This window comes from Phenylobacterium sp. (assembly GCF_030646615.1).
Taxonomy (GTDB): Bacteria; Pseudomonadota; Alphaproteobacteria; order Caulobacterales; family Caulobacteraceae; genus Phenylobacterium.
Genome location: NZ_JAUSLG010000058.1, coordinates 1 through 15,078, shown reverse-complemented (window position 1 = coordinate 15,078; position 15,078 = coordinate 1). Strand labels below are relative to the sequence as shown.

General features: G+C 70.0%; 15 protein-coding genes and 1 pseudogene. 7 read left to right on the top strand and 9 right to left on the bottom strand.

Annotated elements, in window-relative coordinates; all coding sequences use genetic code 11:
• Positions 1-5: 5 nt before the first annotated feature.
• Positions 6-461, top strand: a complete 456-nt coding sequence (gene rplS / locus Q7S93_RS09830) for a 50S ribosomal protein L19 (protein WP_304713704.1) — start codon at positions 6-8, stop codon at positions 459-461.
• A gap of 77 nt (positions 462-538) precedes the next feature.
• Here the strand turns inward: rplS and Q7S93_RS09825 are convergent, their stop codons facing one another.
• Together Q7S93_RS09825 and Q7S93_RS09820 are read right to left on the bottom strand one after the other, a co-directional pair.
• On the bottom strand, positions 539-1,444 hold the full coding sequence (locus Q7S93_RS09825; RefSeq protein ID WP_304713703.1) for a LysR family transcriptional regulator: 906 nt from the start codon (positions 1,442-1,444) through the stop codon (positions 539-541).
• 59 nt (positions 1,445-1,503) lie between these two features.
• On the bottom strand, positions 1,504-3,033 hold the full coding sequence (locus tag Q7S93_RS09820; protein WP_304713702.1) for an MFS transporter: 1,530 nt from the start codon (positions 3,031-3,033) through the stop codon (positions 1,504-1,506).
• A gap of 116 nt (positions 3,034-3,149) precedes the next feature.
• Between Q7S93_RS09820 and leuC the strand changes: the two genes are divergently transcribed.
• Genes leuC through leuB form a run of 5 tightly spaced genes read left to right on the top strand, consistent with a single transcriptional unit; the run spans position 3,150 to position 7,451 of the window.
• The gene (leuC, locus tag Q7S93_RS09815) at positions 3,150-4,574 is read left to right on the top strand and encodes a 3-isopropylmalate dehydratase large subunit (RefSeq protein ID WP_304713701.1); all 1,425 of its coding nucleotides are present in this window, start codon (positions 3,150-3,152) and stop codon (positions 4,572-4,574) included.
• Entirely contained in the window at positions 4,574-5,452 is an 879-nt protein-coding gene (locus Q7S93_RS09810; RefSeq protein WP_304713700.1) for a VOC family protein, read from the top strand. Before leuC ends, Q7S93_RS09810 begins: the two co-directional genes overlap by 1 nt.
• Entirely contained in the window at positions 5,449-6,060 is a 612-nt protein-coding gene (leuD, locus tag Q7S93_RS09805) for a 3-isopropylmalate dehydratase small subunit (RefSeq protein WP_304713699.1), read from the top strand. The genes Q7S93_RS09810 and leuD overlap by 4 nt, the downstream gene beginning before the upstream one ends.
• Entirely contained in the window at positions 6,057-6,359 is a 303-nt protein-coding gene (locus Q7S93_RS09800) for a putative quinol monooxygenase (RefSeq protein ID WP_304713698.1), read from the top strand. The genes leuD and Q7S93_RS09800 overlap by 4 nt, the downstream gene beginning before the upstream one ends.
• Before the next feature lie 36 nt (positions 6,360-6,395).
• Positions 6,396-7,451: a 3-isopropylmalate dehydrogenase gene (leuB, locus tag Q7S93_RS09795; RefSeq protein ID WP_304713697.1), complete on the top strand. Its 1,056-nt coding sequence runs from the start codon at positions 6,396-6,398 to the stop codon at positions 7,449-7,451.
• On the opposite strand, the gene Q7S93_RS09790 is transcribed toward leuB, so the two are convergent.
• The 7 genes from Q7S93_RS09790 to Q7S93_RS09760 all read right to left on the bottom strand — a co-directional run bounded on the left by Q7S93_RS09790 (position 7,448) and on the right by Q7S93_RS09760 (position 14,772).
• The gene (locus Q7S93_RS09790; protein WP_304713696.1) at positions 7,448-9,205 is read right to left on the bottom strand and encodes a tetratricopeptide repeat protein; all 1,758 of its coding nucleotides are present in this window, start codon (positions 9,203-9,205) and stop codon (positions 7,448-7,450) included. The two genes, leuB and Q7S93_RS09790, sit on opposite strands and share 4 nt — an antisense overlap.
• Complete coding sequence (locus tag Q7S93_RS09785) at positions 9,202-11,877, bottom strand: M16 family metallopeptidase (RefSeq protein ID WP_304713695.1); 2,676 nt, start codon at positions 11,875-11,877, stop codon at positions 9,202-9,204. Before Q7S93_RS09785 ends, Q7S93_RS09790 begins: the two co-directional genes overlap by 4 nt.
• 210 nt (positions 11,878-12,087) lie before the next feature.
• Entirely contained in the window at positions 12,088-12,405 is a 318-nt protein-coding gene (locus tag Q7S93_RS09780; protein WP_304713694.1) for a GNAT family N-acetyltransferase, read from the bottom strand.
• 131 nt (positions 12,406-12,536) lie between these two features.
• On the bottom strand, positions 12,537-12,821 hold the full coding sequence (locus Q7S93_RS09775; protein ID WP_304713693.1) for a hypothetical protein: 285 nt from the start codon (positions 12,819-12,821) through the stop codon (positions 12,537-12,539).
• A 193-nt stretch (positions 12,822-13,014) separates the two neighbouring features.
• Entirely contained in the window at positions 13,015-13,602 is a 588-nt protein-coding gene (locus tag Q7S93_RS09770) for a histidine phosphatase family protein (RefSeq protein WP_304713692.1), read from the bottom strand.
• An 18-nt stretch (positions 13,603-13,620) separates the two neighbouring features.
• The gene (locus Q7S93_RS09765; RefSeq protein ID WP_304713691.1) at positions 13,621-14,379 is read right to left on the bottom strand and encodes a class I SAM-dependent methyltransferase; all 759 of its coding nucleotides are present in this window, start codon (positions 14,377-14,379) and stop codon (positions 13,621-13,623) included.
• Between the two features lie 3 nt (positions 14,380-14,382).
• Positions 14,383-14,772, bottom strand: a complete 390-nt coding sequence (locus tag Q7S93_RS09760; RefSeq protein WP_304713690.1) for a PaaI family thioesterase — start codon at positions 14,770-14,772, stop codon at positions 14,383-14,385.
• A 181-nt stretch (positions 14,773-14,953) separates the two neighbouring features.
• Here Q7S93_RS09760 and Q7S93_RS09755 point away from each other — a divergent pair.
• Positions 14,954-15,078 (top strand): annotated as a pseudogene (locus Q7S93_RS09755) (aspartate-semialdehyde dehydrogenase); the annotation flags it as partial.

The window sequence follows — 15,078 nt, the reverse complement described above, 5'->3', positions numbered from 1 at the left end:
AACCGATGAACGTGATCCAGCAACTGCGCCAGGAAGAGGCCGACCGCCTCAAGTCCGCCCGCAACATGCCCGACTTCCGTCCGGGCGACACCGTCCGCGTCAATGTGAAGATCAAGGAAGGCGAGCGCGAACGCGTTCAGGCCTATGAAGGCGTCTGCATCGCCCGGTCGGGCGAGGGCGTCGACGAGAATTTCACCGTCCGCAAGATTTCCTTCGGCGAGGGTGTGGAGCGGGTCTTCCCGCTGCTGTCGCCGATGATCGAGTCCGTCGAGGTCAAGCGCCGCGGCGTCGTGCGTCGGGCCAAGCTCTATTATCTGCGTGATCGTCGCGGCAAGTCGGCGCGGATCGCCGAACGCCAGATGACCCCGGCCGAGCGCGAGGCCGACAAGGCTGAACGCAACGCCCGCGCCGAGGCCTCGGCCGCAGCCCACGCCCCCAAGAAGAAGGACGCCGAAGGCTAGATCGCCTTCAGCGCATAACGATCAAAAGGGCGGCTGCAGGATCTGTAGCCGCCCTTTTTTTGTATCCGCGCCGCCCTTCAGGCTGCGGCGACGGCGCCCAGTTCGTCTGACAGGGCCGACACCAGGTGGTCGAACATCAGGCGCATGCGCGGCGTGGTGCGCAGGCCTTCGGGCATGCAGACCCACATCTCCATCTCGATCCGAAACCGGTCAGCCAGGATCGGGACCAGGCCATAGCGCCGGGCGATCAGGGCCTGGCAGCCGCCGATCCCCAGGCCCGCGCGCAGCGCCGCCAGCTGGGCCACATCGCTGTCGCTGCGAAAGCTGAACACGTCGCGGGTGATCGGGCGGCCGATGTCGATCTGCCCGTCGAACTTGGGCGCGACCCCGTCGAAGCCGATGGTCGGGTGGTCGTCCAGCTCGTCGAAATCGCCAGGCGTCCCGTGACGCGCGACATAGGCCGGCGCGGCATAGAGCCCGATATCCAAGGTCCCGATCCGCCGGCCCACCAGGGTGTTTTGCGTCGGCCTGGCCATCCGCACGGCGATGTCGGCGTCGCGGCGCGACAGGTTGGCCTGGTGATTGGAGACGGTCAGCTCGACCTCGATGGCCGGATGGGCGGCGTGGAAGGCGGCCAGTATGGGCGGCAGCACCTCGCAGCCGACCAGCTCGCTGGCGGTGATCCGCACCGCGCCGCCGGCCTGATCGGCTGCGCCGGCCACCTCCCGCAGGGCTGCGCCGGCGGCGGCGGCCATGTCCTCCAGCTTGGGGCGGAGCGCCAGGGCGAGGTCGGTGGGGGTGAAACCCCGCGGCGAGCGCAGGAAGAGCGGCGCGCCCAGGCGATGTTCCAGCGCCTCGATATGCCGGCCGATGGTCGGCTGGGTGACGCCGCGGGCCCGGGCGGCGGCGGAAAGGCTTCCGGCCTCCAGGACCGCATGCAGGCTCTGGAAGAGATCCCAGTCGGTGGCGGTGATCGACGGCATGGCTAGATGATGGGGACGACAGCGGCGCCGTACAATGTTCGCCGAGCGGAGTTCGGCCCTCAGCTGACCGCCTCGGCCTCTTCCAGCGCCTCGGCCAGGGCCTGCTGCTCGGCCTCGCGCTCGGGGCGGCGGCGGCGGCGGCGCTCCATCAGCCGGCCGGCGGGGAAGGCGTGCATCATCTTCAGGCCGGCGACGGGCGAGAGGTTGGCCACCACGCGCCGGGCCTCTGTCATCATCTGCTGCACCATCTCCTTGTGCTCGATCTCGCCCTCCTCGCGCACCAGGGTCAGGCGGTGCAGGGCGTAGAGGCCGAGCAGGGCCGACATCAGGAAGTAGAAGTCCCAGTTGTTGAAGGCCAGGTGCAGCACGTCGACATCCTCCCCGGGCCTGGACCACCGCACCAGGACCTCCAGCTGGCGGGCGGCGAAGAAGTCGGCGAACAGGCCGCCCAGGATCGGGGCCGCCGCCGCCGCCATCGACGTGATCAGGGTGTTGGCGGCGATATAGGCCGTGGCGCCGCCCCGCGGGGCGAGCTTCAGGGCGATGTTGACGGTGGCCAGGCCGACGCCGGCGGCGGCCCCGCCCAGCACCACATGCAGGCCCACCAGATAGGCGCCGGCCAGCTGGCGGTCGTCGATCTGCGAGGTGAGCGCCGTGGCGGCGATGCAGAGGATGTAGGCCGGCGCCGTCACCGCCAGCACCGACTTGTTGGAGAAGCGGTCGCTGAGCTGCCCCCAGAACCGCAGCACCCCGATATTGGCGATCTGGCTGACCACGCTGAGCATCATGACGAAGGTCAGCGGATAGTTGAGCTGGGTGACGAAATAGACGGTGAAGAACGGGCTCGCCAGATTCACGGCGAACTGCCAGCTCGACAGGAAGAGGATCAGGCGGCGGAAATTCTCATCCCGCAGGGGCGCCCGCAGCAGGCGATAGAGGTTCACGCCCGCGGCCGGCGGCGGCATGGGCGGTTCCGGCGTACGGGCCAGCGCCGCGACGCTGATCATGCCGAGGACGAAGGCGACGCCGAAGAAGGCGGCGAAGACCATGCCCCGGTCCTGGGCGGCGGCCTGGTCGAGGGCCACCCCCGACAGGATGGTCACGCTCAGGGTCACGCCGGTGGCGATCACCGTGCGTCGGGCGGTGAACGACCCCAGCCGTTCCTCCGGGATCAGGTCCCGCACCCAGGAATTCCAGGCGCAGCTGGTCACCGCGCCGAGGGAGCCGATCACCACCTGGGTGGCCACCAGGGCCGTCAGGCTCCAGGCGTTGTGCGGCAGGAGCGCGATGGCGGCCATGATCGGCAGGGTGAGCCGGGCGCAGAAGGCCGCCGTCGAGGCGATAAGCCGGCGGCGGCGCAGCTTCTCCACCAGGGGCACGGCCGGCGCCTGGATCAGCTGGGTCAGGAAGGGCAGGGCGGCCAGCAGGCCGATGACCGCGTTGGAGGCGCCCAGATGCAGGGCGAAGGCGGCCAGGACGATGCCGGAGGTCACCGCCGTGACCGCCGTGGCGGCGGCGGAGTCCACCATCATCAAGGCGGTCGCCCGGTCGAGGTCGCGCTCGTCCTGAGGGTCCGTCTCAAGGCTCATGGGGTCCTGTCCTAGACGGTTTGGGGGCGCGCCGAAACCTGCGGCGGGTCAAACTCGGCGTCCGGACGCGCCTGCGACCTTTACGGAATGGCCCCAGGCCTCCTACATACCGCGCCATGGCCGCCAAGACGCTCTACGACAAAATCTGGGATGCTCACCTCGTCGCCGAACAGGATGGCGAGACGATCATCTATATCGACCTGCACCTCATCCATGAGGTGACGACGCCCCAGGCCTTCGCCGGCCTCCGGGCCAATGGCCGCCCCGTGCGCCGCCCCGACCGCACCCTGGCGGTGGCCGACCACAATGTGCCGACCGAGGGCCAGGCCCTGGGCGCAGGCGCGGTGGCCGATGAGGAGGCGCGCCTGCAGCTCCTGACCCTGGAGCGCAATGTCGCCGACAACGGCATCGAATATTTCCCCATGGGCGACCTGCGGAACGGCATCGTCCATGTGGTGGGGCCTGAACAGGGCCGCACCCAGCCGGGCATGACCATCGTCTGTGGCGACAGCCACACCTCGACCCACGGCGCCTTCGGGGCCCTGGCCCAGGGCATCGGCACCTCCGAGGTCGAACACGTGCTGGCCACCCAGACCCTGCGCCAGGCCAAGTCCAAGAACATGCGCGTCACCATCGATGGGACGCCGGCCCCCGGCGTCGGCGCCAAGGACTTCGCGCTGGCCGTCATCGGCGCCATCGGCACGGCCGGCGGCACCGGTCATGTGATCGAATATGCCGGCGAGGCCATTCGCGCCCTGTCGATGGAAGGGCGGATGACGCTCTGCAACCTGACCATCGAGGCCGGCGCCCGGGCCGGCCTGGTGGCGCCGGACGAGACCACCTTCGACTATATGCGCGGCCGGCCCGCCGCCCCCAAGGGCGCGGCCTGGGACATGGCCGTGGCCCACTGGAAGAGCTTCTTCACCGACGAGGGCGCGGTGTTCGACAGCGAGATCGTGCTGGATGCCGCCGCCATCGCCCCCCTGGTCACCTGGGGCACCTCGCCGGAAGACGTCATGCCGATCACCGGCCTGGTGCCCGATCCGGCCAGCTTCGCGACGCCGGACAAGCGCGCCTCGGTCGCCCGGGCCCTGGACTATATGGGCCTGGTCGCCGGCCAGCCGATCAGCGAGGCCAAGGTGGACCGGGTGTTCATCGGCTCATGCACCAACAGCCGGATCGAGGACCTGCGCGCCGCCGCCGCCGTGGTGCAGAAGGCCTTCCTGGAGGGCCGGCTGGTGGCGCCGCATGTGCGGGCCATGGTGGTGCCGGGCTCAGGCCTGGTGAAGGCTCAGGCCGAGGATGAGGGGCTGGACGCCATTTTCAAGGCCGCGGGCTTCGACTGGCGCGAGCCGGGCTGCTCCATGTGCCTGGGCATGAACCCCGATCGCCTGGCGCCGGGGGAACGCTGCGCCTCCACCTCGAACCGCAACTTCGAGGGCCGGCAGGGCCGCGGCGGACGCACCCACCTGCTCAGCCCCGTCATGGCGGCGGCCGCCGCCATCGCCGGCCACCTGGCCGACGTGCGCGACTTCATCTGATGATCAGCGGCCTGGATCATGTCGCGCTGGCCGTGCGCGACCTGGATCAGGCGCAGGACGCCTATGCCCGCCTGCTGGGCCGCGCCCCCAACTGGGTGGGCGGCGACGGCGGGGCGCGGCACGCCTGGTTCCAGCTGCCCAACATGGCCCTGGACGTGATCGCGCGGTCTGGCGAAGGCGCGTTTGGCGACGTCATCCGCGCCCATCTCGACGCCCATGGGGAGGGCGTCTGGGCCCTGGCCTTTACGACGCCGGACATTGAAGCCGCCGTCGCCCTGCTGCGCCGGCGGGGGATCGGCGCCGCCGATCCTGGCCCCGTCCGCTCGACCCACGCGGATGGGCGCAAGCGCTACTGGACCACCTCGACCCTGGACGCGGCCGCCACCGGCGGCATGAACATCCTGCTCACCGCCCCGCCCCGGGACGGCCAGCCCTGGCCCATGTCGCCACCCGCCGCGGGCGAGGCCGCGGCGGTCACCGCGCTCGACCATGTGGTGGTCCGCACCCCCAACCCGGAGCGGGCCTTGGCGATCTACGGCGCCAAGCTCGGCCTCGACCTGCGGCTGGATCGCTCCAATCCCGACTGGGGCGCCCGCCAGCTCTTCTTCCGCTGCGGCTCAGCCGTGGTGGAGTTCGGGGCCAGCCTGAAGACGCCGGTCTCGGACGCGCCGGATTCCAGCGGCGGCCTGGCCTGGCGGGTCGATGACCCCGCCGCCGTCCACGCCCGCCTGGCCGCCGGGGGCTGGGATGTCTCGGACCTGCGCCAGGGCCGCAAGCCCGGCACCCAGGTCTTCACCGTACGCTCAGGCGCGCCCGGCCTGCCCGCCCTGATGATCCAGCAGGGGACGCCCGCCGCGTCCCAGGAGACCGCCCCATGAAGCCCTTCACCAAGATCGACGCCAAGGCCGCGCCGCTGGCGCTCTCCAACATCGACACCGACCAGATCATCCCCAAGCAGTTCCTGAAGACCGTGGAGCGGGAGGGCCTGGCCCGGGGGCTGTTCTATGACTTCCGCTTCGACGAGGCAGGGAACGAGAAGACCGACTTCGTCCTGAACCAGCCGGCCTACAAGGACGCCGGCGTCCTGGTGACCGGCGACAACTTCGGCTGCGGCTCCTCGCGGGAGCACGCCCCCTGGGCCCTGCTGGACTTCGGGATCACCTGCGTGATCTCCACCAGCTTCGCCGACATCTTCTACAACAACTGCTTCCAGAACGGCCTCCTGCCGGTGGTGCTGAAGGCGCACGAGGTCGAGAGCCTCATGGCCCAGGCCCGGGGCGGCAACCATGTGGTCAGCGTTGACCTGGAGGCCCAGACGGTCACCGCGCCGGACGGCGAGGTTTTCCGGTTCGACATCGATCCCGCCCGCAAGCACAAGATGCTGAACGGCCTCGACGCCATCGGCGAGACCCTGCAGCGGGTGTCCGACATCGATGTCTATGAGGGCCGCCGCGCCCTGGACAATCCGTGGCTGGAACGGGCGTGAGCCTGGTCATCGCTGGGACCATCCGCGTGCCGGCCGCCCGGCTGGCGGCCTTCCGGCCCCACATGCTGGCCATGCTGGAGGCCAGCCGGGCCGAGGACGGCTGCGTGCAATATGCCTATGCCGAGGACGTGGCCGAGCCTGGCCTGATCCGGGTGTTCGAGGCCTGGCGCGACCAGGCCGCCCTGGACGCCCATTTCCAGACCCCGCATCTGGCCGCTTGGCGGGCGGCCTGGCCGGAATTCGGGGTTTCCGATCGCCGTCTCATCGCCTACGAGGTCGCTTCTGAGCGGACGGTCTAGTTCTCCGTCCACCTGACCAGCGACGGGGCGATGACCATGACCGACCTTCTCCTCCTGCCCGGCGACGGCATCGGCCCCGAAGTGACCGCCGAGGTCCGCCGGGTGATCGCCGCCCTGACCCCGGACCTGGGGGTCGAGGAACGCCCCTTCGGCGGGATCAGCTATGACCAGACGGGCCTGCCCCTGACCGACGAGACCCTGGCGCTGGCCAAGGCGTCCAGGGCCGTCCTGATGGGCGCGGTGGGCGGGCCGAAATGGGCTGGCGTTCCCCGGGACAAGCGCCCCGAGGCGGGCCTGCTGGCCCTGCGGGCGGGCATGGAGGTGTTCGCCAACCTCCGCCCGGCCCTGTGCTTCGGCCCCCTGGCCGACGCCTCGTCGCTCAAGCGCGAGCTGGTCGAGGGCCTCGACTTCATGATCGTGCGGGAGCTCACCGGCGGGATCTATTTCGGCCAGCCCCGCTTCATCGAGGACCTGCCCGGCGGCGGCAAGCGGGCGGTGGACACCCAGGTCTACACGACCGCGGAGATCGAGCGGGTGGCGCGGGTGGCCTTCGAGCTGGCGAGGGGCCGCCGCAACAAGGTCCATTCGGCGGAGAAGTCCAATGTGATGGATTCCGGCCTGCTGTGGCGCGAAGTGGTCACCGAACTGCACGCCCGCGAATTCGCCGATGTCGAGCTGGAGCACATCCTGGCCGACAATGCGGCCATGCAGATCGTCAAGAACCCCAAGCAGTTTGACGTCATGGTCACCGACAACCTGTTCGGCGACATCCTGTCGGACGCCGCGGCCCAGCTGACCGGATCGCTGGGCATGCTGCCCTCGGCGGCGCTCGGCGCGCCGGGCAAGCCTGGCCTCTATGAGCCGATCCATGGCTCGGCGCCGGACATCGCCGGGCAAGGGCTGGCCAATCCCCTGGCCGCCATCCTGTCGTTCGAGATGGCCCTGCGCTGGTCGCTGGAGCGGCCGGAGGCCGCCGACCGCCTGCAAGCCGCAGTGATCAAGGCCCTGGAGGACGGCGCCCGCACCCGCGATCTTGGCGGCGCCCTGACCACCGTGCAGATGGGCGACGCTGTCCTCGCGGCGCTCGCCTAGAGCTCTTCGGCCAGGGAAGGATCGAGAGCGACAGCCGCGGCCCGGTCGGCGGCGGCCCCCTCGGCGTCCCCCAGCTCGGCGCGGACCAGGCCGCGGACGAAGAGGGCGCCAGGCAGCCTCGGATTGATCGCCAGGGCCTTGTCCAGCCATTCCAGGGCGCTGAGCGGGTCATCCAGCATGTAGTAGACGCCGCCCTTTTCCTCCATGAGGTCCGCATCATCGGGGGCCAGCGCCAAGCCCGCATTGGTCTCCCGAAGGGCGGCCTCATAATCGGCCTTGGTGCGCCGGATGACGGCGGCGACATATCGTGAATAGGCGGTGTCGGCGCCCACGGCGGCCAGTCTGTTCATCTGCTCCAGGGCGCCGTCTTCCTCGCCGAGCATGTAGAGCAATTCGCCGTAGATCAGCATGTGCTCGGGGTTGTCCGGGGCAAGGGCCACGGCCCGGGCGCCGGGGCGCCTAGCGTCCTCGAAGCGCTCCAGCCGGACCAGGGTGGCGGCCAGGGCGGCGTTGATCTCGGCGTCGTCCGGATAGCGCTTCAGGAGGCCGGTGTAACCGGCCGCAGCGCCCGGATAGTCACCGCTCCAGAACAGGGCCTCGGCCACGCCGAGCTCGAAGTTTGCATCGTCTGGGTCGAGGGCGCGCGCGCGCCGATAGAAGACCACGGCTTGGGCGGGGTCTGTCCTTAGAGCCAGGGCGCCGAGCCCGCCCCAGGCGATGGCCTCCTCGGGGTCCAGGATGACCGCCCGTTCAAGGTCGGCCTTGGCGCGCGTCAGGTCGTCCAGCTGGATCAGCAGCGTACCCCGCCGGGCGAGGCTGGTCCCTAGGTCGGTTGGGTTGGCGCTCTCGACCAGTTGTTCGGCGAGGGCGAGGGCCCCGTCCAGGTCACCGGCCGTCTCGGCGGCGAAGGAGGCGTAGACGAGAGCCGGAACGCTGAGCGTCGCGAGATCGCCTATGGCGGCAAGGTCAAGCTTGGCGCCCTCAACATCACCGGCGGCGATGCGGGCGAAGCTTCGCAACGCGTAGGCTTCGTCGGTGGGGGCCCGGGCGATCGCCACATCAAGGTCGGTGACGGACCCTTCCGGCCGGGTCAGCATCAAGAGGAGCGCCCGCTCGACACGAAGATCGGCCGCCTCCGGCGCTCGGGCGATGGCGCGGTCAAGAATCCGGTCGCGCTTCTTCGTCTGTCCCACCTCGTCGAGGGCGGCGACCAGGGTCAAGGTCAGGTCGACATCGTCGGGCGATTCCCGATGCAGCCGTTCGAGGTCTTCCACCGCCTCAGCTTGCCGGCCCATGGCGCTGAGAATCCGGGCCCGGGTGCGCCTCAGTTCGGTCGCCGCGCGATCCTGGCGCAGGGCGGCCTCGACGGCGGCCAGGGCCTCGTCATGACGGCCGGCGAACAGGCGCGCCAGAGCCTGGGCGTTGAGGGCGTCCACCGTGGGATAGAGCGCCGCGGCCAGGTCGGCGGCGGCGATGGCCTCGTCGTGATCGTTCTTCGCACTTAGCGCCATGGCGGTCCACATGAGGACCACGGCGCGGTCCTCGTCGGTCTCGGCCGCTGTCAGGGCCGGGCGGCAGAGGGCGAGGCTGGCGTCAGGGGCGCTCAGGGGCGTGGAATCCCAGCAGGCCTGCACCTGGGGCGGGGCGGGGTCTTCCGCCGCCGGATCCTGGGCCGCCGCCGGGCTGACCGCGAAACCGGCCAGCCAGACGCCGGCCGCCAGGATCGATCGGATCTTGGGGCGTCGTAGGTTCATTGCGCGTCTCCCAAAGGCGCGGCGACGGGGCGGGCCAAAACGATGATCGGGGGAGTGGAGAGCCACGGCCGGGCCAGGGCGTGGATGTCGGCGGGCGTCATCTTCGCCAGGGCCTTGTTCAGCCGGTCGAGTTCCGTGCGTTCGGCGTCCCAGTCGGCGGGACTCGCCAGGGCGCTCCCCCAGTAGACGTCGGACCGGCCCACCGCCTCTAGCTGGGCCAGCAAGGGCCTGCGGGCCTGCTCCAGGGCGTCCATGGCCGGCGGGGCGGCGACGAGGGCTGCGGCGGCCTGCTGGACGGTCTCGACGACCTCGTCCAGGCGGCGGGCTTCAGGCGTGACCTCCACATAGAGGGCGATGTCATGGGGATCATCCAGGTGGCCATCAAGTTCGGCGACAGGAGAATAGGTGCGCCCCTGGCGGCGCCGGGTCTCCTCGACCACGGCGGTCTCCAGCAGCGCGGCCAGGACCATGGCGGCCGCCTGATCCTCGATGGCCCGGACCGGCGGGCGGGTCCAATAGATGCGGGCGGCGCTGCGATCGGCCGGACCCTGGTGGGTCACTTCGATCGGGCCAGCCGGCGCGGCCAAATAGTCGAGGGTGGGCCGCGCAGGTCCGGGACGGTGCGGGCGTCGGGCGGGGCGCGCCCCCAGGGTGCGGGCGGCTAGCTCCACCGCCTCGTCTTCGGTGATATCGCCCACCAGGGTCAGCTCCACAGGCCCGGTGGTGAGAAAGGGCGTCAGGGCGGACCGCAGGTCCGCAGGGTCGAGTCGCCGATAGGTTTCCGGATCGACGGCCGCCCCGGCCGTGTCGGGCCAGATGGTCCTCGAGAAGGCGGTCTCGATGGCGTCGATGGGGTTCAGCCGGGCGTCCTGTTCGAGGCTTGCGGCCAGCAGGGCCAGCGGGTCGGCCAGTTCGGCGTCGAAGCCCGGGGCGATGAGGTGGGCCATGATCAGGGCCAGCTGGGCCGGGGTCTGGCTGGCGAAGCTCTGGGCCGCGACGACCAGGCCGGCGTCGGCGAGGGTGGCTTCAAATTCCCAATCCCACTGGGCGTTCAGCTCCTGCAGGGCGCCATAGCTGCGGCCTTCCACGCCGGCCATCGGCAGCACAGAGGCGGCGGCGGAGGCGAGGACGAAGTCTGCGGGGCTGAGTTCGCCTGCGCTTGGGCCCATGCGGATCAGAATCTGCACAAAGCCCGGCGCATTTTCGGTGGCCATGTGCTTCAGCACCAGGCCGTTGGCGAAGGTCACCCGCACCACCCCCTGGGCGAGGGCCTCCCGGCGCACCACCCGGCCATCGGGGCCGAAGTCGTAGGTCAGGGGCTCTGGCGGCGGAAACGCCCTGGCCAAGGGGGCCACGGCGCCCGCCTGCCAGCTTGCGAGCGCCCCGGAAGGCGTCACCCCCGTGTCCTCGATCGAGATGGTGGCCGCCGCCGCCTCGGGCCATAGGGCCTCGAAGGCCGCGGCAAGGTCATCCGAGGTCAGGCGGGCGGTGACCTGACTGATCTGCCTCATCCTCTGATGGGGGGCGAGGAAGGGCCGTCCATATTCTTCGTGATAGGCCAGCTCGTCGGCCATCTCGGCCGAGGTAGCGCTGGCGTAGCTGGTCTGGGCGCCGCGCACATAGGCCCGCTGGCTCGCCACAGCCCCGTCGATCTCGGCCTGGGTCGGTCCCTCAGACACAAAGCTCCGCAAAGTCGCCTGGGCGAGGCCCAGGCCCTCCAGGCCCTTTTGCGGGGCGTGGGTCGCCCGCACGCAGGCCACCCTCCGGGTTTCGTACCAGGCCGGCCCTTCGAACCCCAGATAGTAGACCCCGGGGGTCGCCGCCGCCGCCCGGCTCAGCCGCTGGTTGACGATGCTGAGCAGCAGGGTCTCGCGCAGTTCGTTGGCGGGATCGTCGTGATCTTCCTCCCCAACGGCGGTGTTGCGACAGGCCAGACTCTGGGCCGGCAGGCGGCTGGGCGTCAGGGCCAGGGCGACGGGCGTCTTCGGGGGCTCGGGCGCCGGACTGGTGGGCATGCGGGGCCGCGCGCCTGCGCCCGCCCAGCCGCCGAGGCGGCGCTCCAGCTCGGCGGCCATGTCGCCGGCGTCGAGATCGCCGGTGACGATGATCACGCTGCGGTCTGGGCGATACCATTTGGCGTGGAAGGCCCGCAGATCTTCCGGCGTCAGGGCGTTCAGGGTGGCCACGGAGCCGGCCGGGGTCAGATGGTCCTCGGGCCGGAAGTGGAAGCTGGTCTCCTGTTCGTCGGTCGCATCGCCTGAGCGCAGCCGGTCCAGGCGTTCAGCCAGGACGACGCCCCGTTCGGCGGTCACCTCTTCAGGACGGAACACCAGGCCGTCGCCGACGTCGCGCAGCCAGTCGAGCCCGCGGGCGGCCGTGGCCGCGTCGTGGCTGGGCAGGTCCAGGTGATAGGTGGTGGTCCAGCGGCCGGTGAAGGCGTTGTGGTCCCGCCCGTACGCCCCGCCGGCCCGCGCCATCACCTGGTCGATCTCGCCATCGGCGAGGTTGCGGGTGGAGCGGAAGGCCATGTGCTCGACGAAGTGGGCGATCCCGCGGTTGTCCGCGCTCTCGGCCTGACTGCCGACGCGAACCATCAGGCGGAACGAGGGGCCGTCGGCGTCGGCCATGGGCAGGATCATGTAGGCCAGGCCGTTGGACAGCGCGCCCCGCACCAGAGCGGGATGCTCATCCTGCGCTGAAGATGGGCCCGCGCAGCTTCCCGCCGACAGGAGAATCCAGCCCGCAAGGACGCATTTCGTCCAGAACCGCCCCGCAAACCGCCCCATGCCCGCCCCCGAACAAAACAGAAACGCCCGAGGTTCCCTACAATAGGTTGTTGGGGCTCGCCAACCCCTGTTGTGCGGGTGGGGGCGCGTCCGGCCTCAGTCCAGGCCCAGGCTCTTGCGGTAGTCGGGATGCAGCAGGTCCTGATACTCCGCGTGGCGCTTGATGTAGCTGGCGAAGAAGGGGCAGACCGGCATCACCGCCTGGCCGTGCTCGCGGGCATAGTCCAGGCCCGCGCGGACCAGCTGGGAGCCCACACCCTTGCCCTCGAAGGCCGGCGGGACCTCGGTATGGGGAAACAGAATCCCGGTCTTCAATAGCCGGTATTCGGCATAGGCCACTTCGTCGCCGACGTGGATTTCAAACCGGCCGTCCTCGGTGTTGTTGATCACCTGCAGATCGTCGCTGTCGGCCATGGCGGGGCTCCTGGATCGGGTTGAGCCTCAAAAGAAGCACGGGTCCCGGACGCAAGAAAGGCCGACGTCGCCGTCGGCCTTTCCAGGGGACCTAGAGGTCGCAGAAGCCCCCGTGGGAGCTTCAGGTCAGCTTAGCGCTGGGCCAGCTCGATGCCGGCCACGGCGGCCAGTTCGGAGTCGCCGACCTTTTGCAGGGTGGCTTCCACCGTCGACTTCACGCAGCGGGCCTGGGCGGCCTGGCGGAAGGTTTCGCTGGTGGTTTCACGCAGGCAGACCGAGCGGGCGGCGCCCTGGATGTCGGCGTGGATTTGCTCGGCCGACTTGCCGGCGAGGGAGACCTTGACGCCTTGCGCGAAGGCGGGGGCCGAGATGGAGACGGCCGCGACGGCGGCGAGAGCAGCGATACGAGCGATCATTTTTTCAGTTCCCGAAAAGGGGGTTGATGACAACCACTTTGCGGGGCGTTCCTCTGGCGGCCTTCGTCGTCGATGTGCGTCGTTGTCGGCTGCCTTGAGACAGGTCTTAGCCGCCCTTTCCCCGGGGTCACAAGCTACAATTTTGCGACGCAACATCGCGGTGCTGCGCTGCGGGAGGATCGGGCGCCGGTGGTCAGGTTTTAGGCGCCTGGGCGTCGGGATGGGGAATGAGCGGCTCCAGAAGCCGGTAGGTCGAGGCGTCCAGCACCGCGACACCGGGCAGGGTCAGGTCACGCCACACCTCGAGCGCGTCCACGGAATTATGCGCCGCGATGAAGCCGCTCATGGCCGTCCCGTGGGTGACCACGGCGACGGCGCCCTCTGTCGCGCCCTGGGCGGCGATGTCGACTGCGGCCTGAAACCGCGCCAGGACAGCGTTGGCCGTCTCACGTCCGACCACCATGGCGTCGGGGGTTCCAAAGAAGGCCGCGATCCGGGCCTCGAGGGCGCTGGCCGAGACGAAGCCCAGGCCCGTGCGGTCGTTCTCCTGCAACCCGTCCAGGGGACGGAAGGGCAGCCCCAACGCCATGGCGATCAAGGCCGCGGTCTCCAGGGTCTTGGGTTCGGGACTGGCGAAGATGTGCGCCACGCCCCTGGACCGACAGATCTCGGCGAGCCAGCCGCACCGCGCCTGCCCCTCGGCCGAGAGGACCCAGCGATGCGAGATCTCCCCAGGCGTGATCTCCGGCGGCGCGTGCTTGATCAGGAGAAGTTGGCCCATGGTCGATCCTTGCCGAGATCAGGCTGGCCGCCAGTGGGCGACGAGGGTGTAGGCCCCGGGAATGTGCGGATCGGTCCAGTCGGGGTGTTCCTGGAACCTCGTCACCTGGAAGCCGGCGGCCAGGGCGGCCCCCAACACCTCGCCCAGGGTCCAGAACCGATACTGGCATTCTCCGAGGACTCGGTCCTGGCCGGTCGGGTCAGGCACGGGCGCCCGGACGAGCTCAGCGGAAAAGTAGTCCGGCGCCTGCCCTGGATAGGGCTGGAACAGCTTGCGCTGGACCGGGTGAAATTCATGGAGGACCAGGGCCGCGTCCTCGCCGCAGAGCCGTCCCATGACCTGGAAGAAGGCCGCGATATCGAGGTGGTAGTGGAGGATGCCGAGCTCCATGACCAGGGCGTCAAACGCCCCCAGGCCGAGATCGGCCGCCGCCAGCACGTTGGCCAGGACATAGTCGAGGCTGACCTGCGCCGCGTCGGCGAGTTCGGCGGCGTAGCGCCGATTGTCTTCGGCGAAATCAATCACCGTCACTTGCGCGCCCAAAAGGGCGAGACTGACCGCGAGGCGGCCGTGCGACCCCTGGACGTTGCAGATCCGCTTTCCGGCGACCGGGCCGAGATGGGGCAGGATGCGCCTGGCGGCCCTTGCGGGGTCTGCCTGCAGGCGGGCGGCCGCGTCGGCGGGAGACCCAAGAGCCTCGTGCCAGGCTTCATAGCGAGCGGCGTTCCAGGCCGCCCGGTTGGCCTGCATGATGTCGGCCGCTCGCTCCGCGTCCACCGCCTACCCCTCCACCGTCATCTGGGTCTGGATGACCAGGGCCAGCAGCCTGCCGGTCTCGTCGGTGATGCGGGTCTGCCAGACGCTGGAGCGGCGGCCGATGTGTAGCGGCGTCGCCTCGCCGGTGACGGTGGCGCCGGCCCTGGCCGAGCCCAGGAAGTTGGTCTTGCTCTCCAGCGTCGTCGTCCGCGCCCCAGCGGGCAGGTTGAGGAAGCCGCCGATGGCGCCCAGCGCATCTGCAAACGCCATGAAGGCGCCCCCGTGCAGGATGCCGCCGGCGGTGCAGAGGTCTTCGCGGACGGTGAGCGTCCCCACCACGCGGTCCCTGGCCCGCTCCAGGATCTGCACCCCCATCAGGTCGGCGAAGGGCATGCCGGTGGTCGGCTGGCTCATGGTGATCTCTCCCTTAAGGCGGGCCCGGGCGGCCTCGCCTCCGGGTTGCGCCCATCCATCCTAGCCCCTAGGTGAGGGGGGACGAAGCCGCGGCCGGTCGGGCCCTTGCGGCGGCGCGCTTGCGCGCGTTCATGCGGCGGCGTAACGGAACGCACCGCACCGAAATTCAGGAGAGACTTCGATGGGTTACCGGGTAGCCGTCGTCGGCGCCACGGGCAATGTGGGCCGTGAGATGCTGAATATCCTCGAGGAAGTGGAATTCCCCGTGGACAAGATTCACGCGATCGCCTCGCGCAAATCCATCGG